Here is a 13297-nt window from a genome sequence, read left to right as displayed (position 1 = left end):
AAGGCAGAATCCCCAACACGGGCAATATTACGACCAACCACAAGATACAAAATAAATTTATTACCCAAAGGGACAATCTCGTAAAATTCATAATTCTGATATAGCTTTTTCCTGTGTTGGCATATCTCTGAATTGAATGTCGTGCAGTTGTTTGTACAAGCCGCCGCTGGCGAGCAGTGCTTCGTGTGTACCTTCTTCGACGATGCGACCTTCGTTCAACACAATAATTCTATCGGCGCGGCGCACCGTCGAAAGCCTGTGGGCAATCACAAAAGTCGTGCGCCCCTGCATTAAATGTTCAAGCGCATCTTGAACCAAACGTTCGGATTCGGAATCGAGCGAACTGGTCGCTTCATCCAAAATTAAAATCGCGGGGTTTTTCAAGAGCGCCCGCGCAATCGCGATGCGTTGACGTTGCCCGCCCGAAAGTTTCACGCCGCGTTCGCCGACAATGGTGTTGTAACCTTCGGGAAATTCGGAAACGAATTCGTGGGCGTGCGCGGCGCGAGCGGCATTTTCTATCGCTTCGTCTGTGGCATCGAGTCGCCCGTAAGCGATGTTCTCTTTAACCGTGCCGCTAAATAAAATCGTCTCTTGCGGCACCATGCCAATTGCCTCGCGCAAATCGCTCACTTTTATATCGCGCACATCTATGCCATCAACCAAGAGTGCCCCTGCTGTGACTTCGTAAAAACGCGGAACCAGTGATACCAGAGTTGATTTGCCCGCGCCCGATGGGCCAACCAAAGCGATGATTTCACCGGCGCGCGCTTCGATGCTTACGCCTTTTAACACTTCTTGATTGCGCTCGTCCGCATAAGTGAAGCGCACATCGCGCAGTTCAACGCGACCTTCGGGCAGAGCAAGCGATTTGGCATCCGCTGTGTCCTGAATCGCTGGTCTGGTATCCAAAATTTCAAACACCCGCCGGGTTGCGCCAATCGCCTGTTGAAACTGTGTATAAAGCTCAGCCATGCCGCCAATGGTAAACGCCACGACGAATGTATAAAGCACGAAGGCGGTCAATTCGCCTGCGGTAATCTCTCCGGCAATCACCATGCGGCTGCCGAACCAGAGAATCGTCGCAATCGCGCTGTACACCACAAAAATAATGAACGCGATGAAACCGCCGGTTGCCGTCGCCCGTCGCATGGCGGTCTGCAAGGCTTCCATGATTTTCAAACGATAACGCCCCTGTTCATAAGCTTCCCTGGCAAACGATTGCACGATGCGGATTGCCGCGAGCGTCTCTTCGAGAACGGAATTGGCATCGGCGAGTTTGTCTTGCACTTTGGTGCTCATGCGGCGAACGTAACGACCATAAAAGACCGTGAGCAAAACCACAACGGGAATGATGGCGAGCATCACGGCTGTGAGTTTCGGATTGGTGATGGCGATGATGGCGATGCCGCCGACTAAAATCAAGGTTTGTCTGAGCAGTTCCGAAAGGCTCGTGGTTGTCGCGGTTTGAATGACTGTGACATCGGAACTCACACGCGATACCAGTTCGCCCGTGCGGCGGTTGTCGAAAAAGGTGAGCGGCAAATGAATCAGGTGATTGTAAATTTGTGTGCGAATGTCTGCGAGGATGCGTTCGCTGACGAAAGCGAACAGGTAAGCCCGCGCAAATCCGAAAATCGCCTGCACCGCAAACGATGCCATAATCACCAACCCGATGCGATTGAGTTTGGCGTAATCGCGGTCAATGAATGCCGCGTCAATCAGGTATTGCACGAGTTTGGGAAATGCCAGTCCGATTAAATTGCCGATAAACAGACTCGCCAAAGCGATAGTTAGCCGCAGACGATAAGGTTTGGCGTAAACCATCAGCCGCAGCAAATCGCGCGGCGAGCCGCGTTGCTTCTTTTTCTCTTGCGGGTCTTTATTATCTTGTTTAGGCATTGCGGCTATTTCTTTTCGCTCCCTCAAATTCACCTGCTTTCTTGGCAAAGTTGATTTTGTCGGTGACTGACCTGAATTTAACGATTTGCTATTCAACTGTATAGAGACTTGCGCGGTTGGAAAAGGTTAGAGCCTGAAAAAAATATTTTTGTTATATTCCGATTGACTCTCCGGTTAGGGGAGGGCTTAGACTTCTCATCAATCGGAGGAGACCAGATGTTTAAAATCGGAGATTTTTCGAGAGTCAGCCGCGTGTCCATCAAAACCCTGCGGTTTTACGATGAAATCGGCCTGCTCAAACCCACTTATGTCGACCGCTTCACCGGCTATCGTTACTATGCGCCGCATCTGCTCACACGCATCAATCGCATCCTGTTGTTTAAAGAGTTAGGCTTTTCGCTTGATGAAATTGCCGTTCTCTTAAAAGAAGATTTATTGGTCGGTGAGGTGCGCGACGCTTTGCAAAACAAGCGCGAAGAACTTGCTCGACGGATTGCCGAAGAACAGGAACGCCTCGTGCAGGTTGACAGTTGGCTTACGCAAATCGAAAAAGCAGAAGCCGCGCTCAATTATGAAATCCGCTTGAAACAGATCAAGCCGCAATGGGTCGCCTCAATGCGCGGGCTTTTAAATTCCTATGACGATGCCACCGAATTATTTGCCGAACTCAATCACTATTTGAAGAAACGCCAGGTCACGGGGCAGCAGGCGGCAATCTGGCATGTGTGTCAGGGACAGGCGCAACCGATTGATTGCGAAGCGTTGATTTTGTTGAACGACTACGTACCCGCAAGCAACCGCATCAAGGTTTATCAATTACCTGCAACTGTCAATGCCAGCCTGATTCATCACGGCAGCGATGAGACGATTCCCGAAGCTTATGGCGCGGTGAGAAAATGGATAACACATCAAGGCTACAGGATTGACGGCGCGAATCGCGAAATCTACTGGCACGGCAATGTCACGCAAAATGCAAATTTTGGCATCACGGAAATTCAATATCCGATTCTCAAATCACCGCCCGGTACTTCTGCGCATTATTGACCGTTTGCTCGCTTTGCATATTTTCAAAATACTTGAACAGCTTTGCTAACAAAGGAGGTTTGCAATGGTAAAGACGATTGTCTGCGCGAAACGAAAACCCGGTATGAGCCGGGAAGCCTTTCTCGACTACTGGCAACATCAACATGGCGCATTGGTCAAACAATATAAAGACGCCTTGCGCATCGTCAGATATGTGCAATCGCATTCGCTGGATAATGAGGTGAGCGAAAATTTCCGACGCGCGCGTGGCGGTCTGGAAATGTACGATGGCATCGGCGAAGCCTGGTTCAATTCTCTGGATGATTTGCGCGCACTGGGTCAGGATGAAGGGTCGCGAAACGCATTGCTTGCTCTGGTGAAAGATGAAGCGCAATTTGTTGACCAGGAAAACTCAAGGTTTTGGGTTTCTGAAGAAGTGGAAATTATTTAACGATTAATCCAACCGGTTAAACCCCAGGCAAAATTCTGCGAAAGAAAATTAGAAGGAGAAACATCAATGACCCAATCAACTGCCAACGTTCGTTTTATCAATCGCGCGCCGCTCGGCTATTCGCATATTGTCGAAGTGCGCGGCGGGCGCACGCTTTACATCGCCGGGCAACTGGCGCTCGATAAACAAGGCAACCTCGTCGGTGAAGGCGATTTTCGCGCCCAGGTTGAACAGGTTTTCGCAAACCTCAAATTACGACTCGAAGAAGTCGGTGCAACTTTTCAAGAGGTAATCAAACTCAATTATTATTTGACGGACGCTTCGGATTTGCTCGCGGTTCGCGAGATTCGCAATCGCTATATCAATACCGACAACCCGCCGGCGAGCACTCTGGTTGTTGTCAAACAACTGGTGCGCGAAGCCTATTTGATTGAGGTCGAAGCCATCGCCGTGGTCAACGATTAACCTGAGCCGTCTGCGACTGTTTTTGCTCAAATAAAAATGTTGAGAGAGCGGTCTTTGACCGCGAGGCGCTTTAGTAAATGGCTTTGCGCCATCCACCCTGAAGCGAAAGAGAGAGGCATCATGAATGTCGGATTTATCGGTCTTGGAAAAATGGGAAGCGCGATGGCGCGCAATCTCATCAGAGCCGGTCACGAAGTTACAGTGTTCAATCGCACACCGGAACGCGCCAAAGAATTGCAAAGCGCAGGCGCGCGGGTTGCGCAAACGCCTGCTGAAGTTTGCAAAGGTGAAGCGGTCATCACCTGTCTTGCAGATGATGAAGCCGTGACCCAGGTGGTTTCGGGTGAAACGGGAATTGCCGAGGGACTCACTGATGGCGCGATTCACCTTTCGATGAGCACGCTGAGCGTTCATCAGGTTGAACAACTCAAAGCCATTCATCGCAAACGCCGTCAGCGATTCATTGCGGCTCCGGTATTCGGGCGTCCCGATGCGGCGGCGGCGGCGAAATTACTGATTGTTGCAGGCGGCGAGGCAAATGCCATCAATGAGTGTCAACCGCTTTTTGAAGCGATGGGACAACGCATCATCAAGGTTGGTGAAGATCCAACCGCTGCCGCGATGGTAAAACTCACCGGCAATTTTTTATTGGCTTCAGCGGTTGAAAGTTTAAGTGAAGCGATAGCCTTGCTCAAAAAATCCGGCACCGACCCGAAGGTTTGCCTTGAGGCGCTGACGACGACCTTATTTGCGTCGCCGGTTTATCAAAATTATTCGGCGATGATGTTGCAGGAAAAATACGAGCCGGGGTTTCGTCTGGCGCTTGGCTTGAAAGATGTGCGGTTGGCGCTCGCCGCCGCCGAATCATTCGGCGCACAGATGCCGACCGCTGAACTTTTAGCGCAACGTCTACAGCATGCCGTCGCGCTTGGCTTCGCGGACAAAGACCTGGCGGCGCTGGCTTTGGTTAGCGAAGAAACTGCGAAATCGGAGGCGGCGATTTAATCGCGCGGCTCACGCGCAAAGGGTCAGCCCAACTTCCTTTAAAACGATACAGGCAAACCCGGAAGATTTTTCAAGAATGAAAGAGCCGGGATATAGGATTGCGGGCGAGCGGTTTATTCGGCTTTTTTCAATGAGACTTTGCGATAAACGATGTTTTCAGGTGTCGTCAATGTGCCTTCCAGGGTGTTGCCTTTGACCGTGAATTTCCAGACCCCATGTTGATAGGTGGAAATCAAGGTCTGGCTTTTGGCGTCATAATCGAAATCCAAAACCACCATGCTTTCAACTTTGCCGTTGACGATTTTGCCTAAATCAACGGTGACTTTTCCGGCGCTTTTGCCTTTCGAGATGCGGTAGCTTGCGTGTTCATCTTTACACGGCGAATTTTTCACCTGACAAATCGATTCGCCCGTCCACACCCCGATGATCTGCGCCTCACCCTGTACAGGATTTTTGCGACCGGAAACAATGGTTTCCGATAAAAGCATAGACATCACCAATATGACGACAATGAATAAGGATTTGCAGGTTGCTGAATGGTTCATCAGAGACTCATTTCGTAAGGAGCCTACCACAGGAGATTATCAAGCGAGTTACTTGATTAAGTAATCGCTTAAATTTTTGAGTAAGCGTTTATGTCGGTCAGTTGCGATTGAACCGATGCTTCCAATAATTTTTGGACGTGGTATGACTGCCAGAAAACCAAGGCGAATCAGCGAGTTTGCCATCAATCCGCTTGATGAAAAATCGCCGTCCGATTGTTCGATGATTTCATCAAAGCCGATAACTTGCTGTTGTACTTGTGTGCTGATGCCGCAAACCAGCGCGTCATTAAAAGGCGGCAATTCCCGTAAAAACAAAGCGGGTCGATTTTTAATTTGCCCGTCGGACTGCGGCACAGGCGTAAGAATAATGTCACCTTCTTTCATAGTCAGGATTCTGCTCTTTAATAAGGCTTATCGAATATTCCGGTTCATCATCGCTATATGCCGAATTCAATCCTTGAGCCGAAAAATTGTGCCAAACTTCATCGTCGCTATCGGATGATGAAAGTATCGTCACCAATAACCTGGTATTCGGTTCAAGTTCAAACGGCTCATCAAGTTTTATCTGTGTCCCATCATAATGAGCGCGTAACGTGATGTTTTCCATGAAATTTACCTCGACTCGAATGTTACCTTCTTCCGTCTATCCCGGCAAAATTTTATCAGTGCTGTTGCTAACGAACGACGAAATCAGATCGCAAGAGATTGGTACACTGTTCACATGATGTTACCTATCAATCTAACGCAAATTTTTTGGCGGTTTTGCAGAGTTCACAATTGACCTTTATCCCAATCTCATAAGCTTCGATTTAGTACAATAAACTGTGTCTGTTACATTGCTGAACTTTGCTTTGCGGTTTCGTCGAGCAAATCATAAACGCGCATTAAATCGTCCATCGAAATGAATTTGATTTCAATCGCCCCGCCTTTTTCGGAAAATTTTATCTTCACGGGAGCGGCGAGTTTTTTACTTAACTTCATTTCAGCGGCTTTGATATTCGCCTGTTCGCGTTCGATAGCCGGGTCTGGCGCGGGTTTGACTTTGGCGGGTTTACCTTCAAGGTGGTGTTTGACTAAACGTTCGGTTTCGCGCACCGACAAATCCTGTTCGATGATTTGCTGGGCGAGTTTAATCTGTTTGTCAGCGTGTTCAATCGGCAGCAAAGCGCGCGCATGTCCCATCGACAGTTTTTCATCCTCGACCAGGCGTTGAATTTCGGCGGGCAATTTCAACAGCCGCATGAAATTGGCAATCGAAGCGCGGTCTTTGCCGACCTGCCGGGCAATCTCTTCCTGGGTGACGCCCAGTTGTTCGACCAGGCTTTTATAAGCGTTGGCTTCTTCGATGGGATTGAGTTCTTCGCGTTGAATGTTTTCAATCAAAGAGAGGGTGAGCACTTCATCTTCGCGAACCTCTTTAATGACGCAGGGGACTTTCATCAGTCCGGCGCGTTGCGCCGCGCGCCAGCGCCGTTCGCCGGCGATGATTTGAAAACTCTCGCCGGCGCGCCGCACCACCAAGGGCTGAATCAAGCCGTTGGCGCGAATCGATTGCGCCAACTCTTCGAGTTTGTCTTCGGCGAAAAATTTGCGGGGTTGCGAAGGGTTCGGTTCGATCTGGTCAATGCCGAGTTCAAGCAGGTCGCTCTCAATCGCGGTTGTGGGGCTAAAGAGCGCACTAAGCCCCCTGCCCAGTGCTTTCTTTGACATTATTGTTCATCACCTCTTTGTTAATGACTTCTTTGGCAAGCTTGAGATAACTTTCCGCGCCTTTCGAGCGAATGTCGTAAAGAATGACCGGCTTGCCGTGACTTGGCGCTTCCGCGAGTCGCACATTGCGCGGAATAACCGTTGCAAAAACCTGCGAACCTAAAAAATCCCTTAAATCCGATACCACCTGATTCGAGAGATTGGTGCGCTCATCAAACATGGTGAGCAAAAAGCCTTCAATCGTCAGTCCGGGATTTAACGAACGGCGAATTTTAACCAGCGTGTCCCAGAGTTCCGATACCCCTTCGAGCGCGAAATATTCACATTGAATGGGAATCAACACCGATTGCGCCGCCGCCAGCGCATTCAAGGTCAACATTCCCAAACTTGGCGGGCAATCAATCAAAATGTAATCAAAGTGCTGTTCAACAGCGGCAAGCAATTTTCTCAGGCGGAACTCGCGTTCTTCGACATCAACGAGTTCGACTTCGGCGGCAGCCAGAATTTTTTCCGCAGGCACCACTCTGAGGTTGGGAAGCTCGGTATTTAAGAATAAATTTTGCAACGGTTCATCAAGCAGCAGCGAGTGGTAGAGGCTTTTGCGAAAGGTGCCGCGCAGTCCAAGTCCGCTTGAACTGTTGCCTTGCGGGTCGGAATCAATAATCAGTACCCGCATATCGGCAACTGCAAGGCTGGCGCCCAGATTAATCGTCGTGGTGGTTTTTCCTACCCCGCCTTTTTGGTTCGTGATCGCAATAATCTTCGCCATAGATTTAGATTTCCTGCTTTCTGCCTGGCGAAACCATTAGCCTGGTGCAGACAAGTTGAGACTGTTGTTTTGCCTGTTGTGCCCCAACTGTGACCCGCATTGTAAACCATAAATCAAAAAAACAACAAAGCCTTTTCGTCAACCGCTCCAAGCGAGGCGAACGGCTTGAGAAAATGCAAATAAAATTTGCCCGCATCACCTGAACCTAAGCCGAATATTTAACCGTTAAGCTTTTTTCAGAAGGGCAAGGTTGCTCTTGCACATAGAAAAATCGCCTTGGGAGCGGATGGATTGAACGAATGAGGCAGATAGGGTTTATGAAATTCATTCGCTCAATCCCAAGATAAAACTGGCGCTTGCATCAATCGGCAATTCACTTTTGCGAAGCGCCATCAAAGTCATAAAAATTTAATGGCTTAAACAATCTTTATCATCGAATCAATGTTGAGCAATCGAAGCGCGATGGTGTAAAGTCATCCGGCGTTTAAACCTCTGGCATAGGGATTGCCACCTCACCAACTTGAAAGTCAATGCGAGTTGTGGTTTTCAAAATCAATTTGCAGGACGCATCACCAAGATGAGTAATACGAAACCGTTGATTAATGAAACGGCTGAGAAAAAATAAATAATCGCTAATCGAATATCTGGCGAACCCGGTTAGCTTTTGTAAAAAAAAGTAACTCACTGGCAATGTCTTTATTGCAAACCGCGATGCGCGTTCTTGCCCCCAGCAAGATGAAAATACACACATCGTCACTCTAATTTTGCCGATACCCTTAGACTGACGCCTCACTTTTATTAACCTGAAATTATTTCTGAGGAGAATCCAAGTGCTTCAAAAAGTATTTTTGCGCTTAGGTGTGCTGTTCATTATTTTCGCTATCAGTTCAGCAACCGCTCCGGCATTTGCAGTCACCGTAACTGTCAGCCCGACCAGCGCCAGCGTTCCCGTAGGCGGAACCCGCCAGTTGAGCGCGACTGTAAGCGGCACCTCCAACAAAGCGGTTAAATGGAGTGTCAACGGCATTCAAGGCGGCAATGCAACTGTCGGTTTTGTGAATTCAAGGGGACTCTACACCGCGCCTGCGACGCCGCCAAGCGGTTGGACGGTTACGGTGCGCGCCACCAGTGTTGTCGCTTTGACAGCCTTTGCGACCTGCACCATCACGGTGCGCAATCAAATTCCCCGAATCACTTCGGTCAGCCCCACCACCCTGTCGCCGGGGGCGTTTACCTTAACCGTTAATGGCAGCCGTTTCGTGAGCGGCGCACAGGTGTTGTGGAATACCCAGGCGCTTACGACAACCTTTATCTCATCGACGCAACTGCGCGCCACAGGCAACGCCACACAACTCGGCGGCGCATTTATTAGCGTTGCCAACCCCGGACCCGAAGCCGTTTCAACCACACTCACAGTCAATGTGGTATCGAGCCTCGCTGTCAGTATTTCGCCTTCATCGGCAAATCTCACACTCGGCGCAACCCAACAGTTTCAAGCGACCGTCACCGGCAGCGCGAGTCAAACCGTCACCTGGAAAGTGAATGGCGTAACCGGCGGCAACGCAACGGTCGGCACAATCACCCAAAGTGGATTGTACACCGCGCCCACGGCTGTACCGTCAGTCAGTGTTGCTGTGAGCGCCGTCAGCGCGGTTGACTCACTCACGCAAGGCTTTGCCAACATCACCTTTCAAAATCCGACTTCGATTACTTACGGCAGGTTTCTCGAACAGGCGACCTTTGGGCCAACCGCGCAATCGATGACTCACGCGCAGCAAATCGGGATGCAAGCGTTTCTCGATGAACAATTCAATATGCCGGAATCCGCCTGGCCGCCGCTTGCCACCGCAACCCGCTCGGACGCCGTAGTGAGCTTTTTCCTCAATGCCGCAAACGGGCAAGACCAGTTGCGCCAGCGCGTCATTCACGCGCTCAGCGAAGTCATCGTCATTTCCATGAACAAAAATACCAACGGCAATGAAATCGTGCCCTGGTTACAAATTCTCAGCCGCAACGCATTTGGCAACTATCGAACCTTGCTTAGAGAAATCACCGTTGATGCATCAATGGGCAAATTCCTCGATATGGTCAACAGCGCCAAACCGACTGCGCGAAGCGGCGCCAATGAAAATTATGCGCGGGAAATTCTGCAACTGTTTTCGATAGGGCTTTATCAGTTAAATCAAAACGGCTCGCCACAACTCGATGCGCAAGGGCAACCGATTCCCACTTACACGCAAAATGATGTTCGCCAACTGGCGCTCGCGTTTACCGGATGGACGTATGGCGATGCGACGGGCACGCTGCCCACTTCGCTTAGAGGCAATTATTATCCGGGAGCGATGCAACCCGTGCAGTCGTATCACGACCTCACACAAAAAGTCATTCTTGGTCAGACGCTTCCCGCCAATCAAACCGCCGCGCAAGACCTCGATGGCGCAATCGATATTATTTTCAATCATCCGAATCTTGCGCCATTCATCTGCACGCGACTGATTCGCGCACTGGTGACGAGCAATCCCACGCCCGCTTACATTTCGCGTGTCGCAGCGGTGTTCAATAACAATGGCGCAGGCGTTCGCGGCGATATGAAAGCGGTCATCCGCGCTATTTTGCTTGACGCGGAAGCGCGCAACGATTCGCCGCCGAATACTTTCGGCAGACTGCGCACTCCCGTACAACACACCATTGCATTGATGCGCGCACTTGGACTTTCACCCGGCGACCCGTCGCAATATGCCTATTTATTTGGCACGATGGGCGAAAGCCTGCTCGATGCGCCGTCGGTTTTCGGGCATTACTCGCCGATGTTTCGCATTCCGAAAACCACGATGTTCGGTCCCGAATTTCAAATCTATTCGGCGACCGATGCGGTCAATCGCGCCAACTGGTTTTATTCATTGTTCTATAACCCCTGGCCCATCAATCCTGCATTGCAACCGTTTGTGAGCGTCGCGGGCAATTCGACTGCGCTGATTAATGCCGTAGATAACGCTTTGCTTTACGGCAGAATGACGCCGCAAACCCGCACCGCGCTGATGAATGCCATGCCGGCTATGTATGACAACAATCAAAAGGTGTTGACCGCGATTTATCTTACGGCAACATCCGGCGAATACCTGGTGCAACGATAAAGGAAGGAGGATTGATATGAATAAACAACACACGATTTCCCGTCGCAATTTTCTGCAACTCGGCGCGAGCTTCGGCATGGTGGCGGCGCTCGGACGTTTTAATTTTGTTGAAGCTGCGCAAGCCCCCGATTACAAAGCCTTGGTCTGCGTGTTTATGTTTGGCGGCAATGATGGGCATAACTTGATTGTGCCACTGGCTTCGCCGCAATACAGCGCCTATACCACGGCGCGCGGGTCACTGGCTTTACCAATCAATCAATTGCTGAGCGTGAATGATTCGACGCTCGGCGCATTCGGCTTTCATTATGGAATGCCCGAAATACAAAGCCTGTTTCAACAAAGCCGTTGCGCGGTGGTCGCCAATGTCGGCAATCTCGTCAGACCCACTTCCTATGCCGATTATCAAGCGGCTACTCAATTGCCTGTGCAATTGCGTTCGCATTCAGACCAGGTCGCGCAAATGCAAACCGCTGTGCCCAGTTCATCCGGCAGCACCGGTTGGGGCGGGCGCACCGTCGATGCGATGCAGGCAAGAAATGCCGGGACGAGTTTTCCGGTGTCGATTTCAATGAATAGTCCCGCGCTGTTTTGCGTTGGCAATGTCAATCAGGCGGCGGCTCTGCAACCGGGCAATTACCTCGACCAGAATGCCATGTCGTTGTGGCCCGCGACGGCAGCGCAAGCGCGCGCGGCGGCACAACAACAGATCGTTTCGCAATCGAGCGGCAATCTGATAATCGATGCAGCGAATAAATCGATGGTCGATGCCTTGGCGCTTAATCCTTTGTTGAAAGCTGCGGCGGGCAATCCGCCATTCACGACAGTATTTCCTTCGACTTCGCTTGGCAATCAACTCAAAGAAGTGGCGCGGGTCATTGGCTTGCGCGCGCAACTCGGCGTCGGTCGCCAGGTGTTTTTCTGTTCGCTTGGTGGATTTGATACGCACAGCGGGCAAGGCTATCAACAATGGGATTTATTGAGACAGGTGAGCCAGGCGATGGCGGCATTTTACGATGCGACGGCGCAGATGGGTGTGGCAAATCAAGTGACGACTTTCACGATGTCGGATTTCGGTCGCACCTTGCAACCGAGCGGTTCCGGTTCAGACCACGGTTGGGGTAATCATCATCTGATTGTCGGTGGCGCGGTCAATGGCGGAAGAATTTATGGCACATTTCCGTTGATGACCAACTTCGCGAATTTCAATTCGACGAATGATGATTATGCCGATAATCGCGGCGTGATGTTGCCAGGATTGTCGCTTGCGCAATATGGCGCGACGCTGGCGAAATGGTTTGGCGCAACCGACGCGCAACTCGATTCGCTCTTCCCGACGCTACCGGCTTTTGCTGTGCGTGATTTGGGCTTTGTTGTTTAATGATTTGTCTGTTCCTAAAAAAAATCAGCCCGACTTTAATTTCCAAAGTTGGGCTGATTTTTTTTGCTTGAACTGATTTTTAATCAGCGATGCCAACCGATTAAGTTTCGACGTTCAGCCGCTTGATGTGCCATCAGCCTGCGCCATTCTTCGCGTTGATGACGCATCAACCAACCCCTATTGGTGCGTGTGTAACGCGCTCGCTGACGTTCGAGTAGCTGGTGTCTTTGCAACGCCCGTCGTTCGGCAAGTTGATGCCGCGCCAGCGCGCTGCGACTTCTTCCCTGATAATGGCTTTGCCCTGCGCGATAATCGTGTGCTTGAGTTATCGTCGCCAGAGAAAACACCATCACCAAAATTGCTAACAAACTGTATATTTTTTTCATAATTCCTCCTTCTGATAATTCTTTGATTGTGCAAAATCGATGCCACGCATCTGAAAAAATGATGCCTGAAAAATTGCTTGAAGTTGCCCCTTGAAAACCTGTACGCGAACAAGGCAAAAGGCTGTACAGGAGCCATTCAGTTGTCGCACATAAAATTAAATGCCCACTCGTGAAAGCTAAACTTTGCTCCCGGATTGGGCGAATAGATGCGGATTAGGCGGAGTCGTTGGTTTATGGCGAAACGCATTGAGCGACGCATTTGGAAATAATTTATTCCTTTTCGTATGGTTGCCCGTTCTTATGCCAAGACCGCATCGTTTGATTGCGTACTTTCGGCTAATTGGGTACAAGCAGGAAAATTGACGCTCAAAAAGTCAGGGTGCTAGACTGACGGCTTATTAGTTAACCTGAGTATTGAGTTGAATCAGGCAGCAAGGATGCCGCTGTGACGCAACTGATAGCTGATGAGCTTGAGTTGGATGGTATTCCACAACCCAAGCCAACTTCGTGAATAGACGCGATCAATAAA

Annotated in this window: 13 protein-coding genes; 6 read left to right on the top strand and 7 right to left on the bottom strand. The window is 50.2% G+C overall.

The window, feature by feature from the left end:
* Positions 1-87: 87 nt before the first annotated feature.
* Positions 88-1902, bottom strand: a complete 1815-nt coding sequence (locus AB1757_25705; protein ID MEW6130456.1) for an ABC transporter transmembrane domain-containing protein — start codon at positions 1900-1902, stop codon at positions 88-90.
* Positions 1903-2118: 216 nt separating this feature from the next.
* Between AB1757_25705 and AB1757_25700 the strand changes: the two genes are divergently transcribed.
* The 4 genes from AB1757_25700 to AB1757_25685 all read left to right on the top strand — a co-directional run bounded on the left by AB1757_25700 (position 2119) and on the right by AB1757_25685 (position 4846).
* Entirely contained in the window at positions 2119-2946 is an 828-nt protein-coding gene (locus AB1757_25700; protein ID MEW6130455.1) for a MerR family transcriptional regulator, read from the top strand.
* Between the two features lie 64 nt (positions 2947-3010).
* Complete coding sequence (locus tag AB1757_25695) at positions 3011-3376, top strand: EthD domain-containing protein (GenBank protein MEW6130454.1); 366 nt, start codon at positions 3011-3013, stop codon at positions 3374-3376.
* A gap of 66 nt (positions 3377-3442) precedes the next feature.
* Positions 3443-3841, top strand: coding sequence for a RidA family protein (locus AB1757_25690; GenBank protein ID MEW6130453.1), 399 nt, complete (start codon positions 3443-3445; stop codon positions 3839-3841).
* Between the two features lie 36 nt (positions 3842-3877).
* Complete coding sequence (locus AB1757_25685; GenBank protein ID MEW6130452.1) at positions 3878-4846, top strand: NAD(P)-dependent oxidoreductase; 969 nt, start codon at positions 3878-3880, stop codon at positions 4844-4846.
* Between the two features lie 113 nt (positions 4847-4959).
* On the opposite strand, the gene AB1757_25680 is transcribed toward AB1757_25685, so the two are convergent.
* The 5 genes from AB1757_25680 to AB1757_25660 all read right to left on the bottom strand — a co-directional run bounded on the left by AB1757_25680 (position 4960) and on the right by AB1757_25660 (position 7870).
* Positions 4960-5391, bottom strand: coding sequence for a hypothetical protein (locus AB1757_25680; GenBank protein ID MEW6130451.1), 432 nt, complete (start codon positions 5389-5391; stop codon positions 4960-4962).
* Positions 5392-5439: 48 nt separating this feature from the next.
* Entirely contained in the window at positions 5440-5775 is a 336-nt protein-coding gene (locus tag AB1757_25675) for a transcriptional regulator (GenBank protein MEW6130450.1), read from the bottom strand.
* A complete protein-coding gene (locus AB1757_25670) occupies positions 5762-5998 on the bottom strand; it encodes a hypothetical protein (GenBank protein MEW6130449.1) in 237 nt (78 codons plus the stop codon). Before AB1757_25670 ends, AB1757_25675 begins: the two co-directional genes overlap by 14 nt.
* 224 nt (positions 5999-6222) lie before the next feature.
* Positions 6223-7101, bottom strand: a complete 879-nt coding sequence (locus AB1757_25665; GenBank protein MEW6130448.1) for a ParB/RepB/Spo0J family partition protein — start codon at positions 7099-7101, stop codon at positions 6223-6225.
* Positions 7070-7870: a ParA family protein gene (locus tag AB1757_25660; GenBank protein ID MEW6130447.1), complete on the bottom strand. Its 801-nt coding sequence runs from the start codon at positions 7868-7870 to the stop codon at positions 7070-7072. Before AB1757_25660 ends, AB1757_25665 begins: the two co-directional genes overlap by 32 nt.
* An 830-nt stretch (positions 7871-8700) precedes the next feature.
* Here AB1757_25660 and AB1757_25655 point away from each other — a divergent pair.
* Together AB1757_25655 and AB1757_25650 are read left to right on the top strand one after the other, a co-directional pair.
* A complete protein-coding gene (locus AB1757_25655; GenBank protein MEW6130446.1) occupies positions 8701-11004 on the top strand; it encodes a DUF1800 family protein in 2304 nt (767 codons plus the stop codon).
* Positions 11005-11020: 16 nt separating this feature from the next.
* Positions 11021-12382, top strand: a complete 1362-nt coding sequence (locus AB1757_25650) for a DUF1501 domain-containing protein (GenBank protein MEW6130445.1) — start codon at positions 11021-11023, stop codon at positions 12380-12382.
* Between the two features lie 83 nt (positions 12383-12465).
* On the opposite strand, the gene AB1757_25645 is transcribed toward AB1757_25650, so the two are convergent.
* Positions 12466-12768 carry a hypothetical protein gene (locus AB1757_25645; protein ID MEW6130444.1) on the bottom strand — a complete coding sequence of 101 codons (303 nt, stop codon included), beginning with the start codon at positions 12766-12768 and terminating at the stop codon, positions 12466-12468.
* Positions 12769-13297 lie beyond the last annotated feature (529 nt).

The organism is Acidobacteriota bacterium (assembly GCA_040754075.1).
GTDB lineage: Bacteria > Acidobacteriota > Blastocatellia > UBA7656 > UBA7656 > JBFMDH01.
Note: the sequence above shows the minus strand (reverse complement) of the source record. Positions and strands in the feature narration are given on the sequence as shown.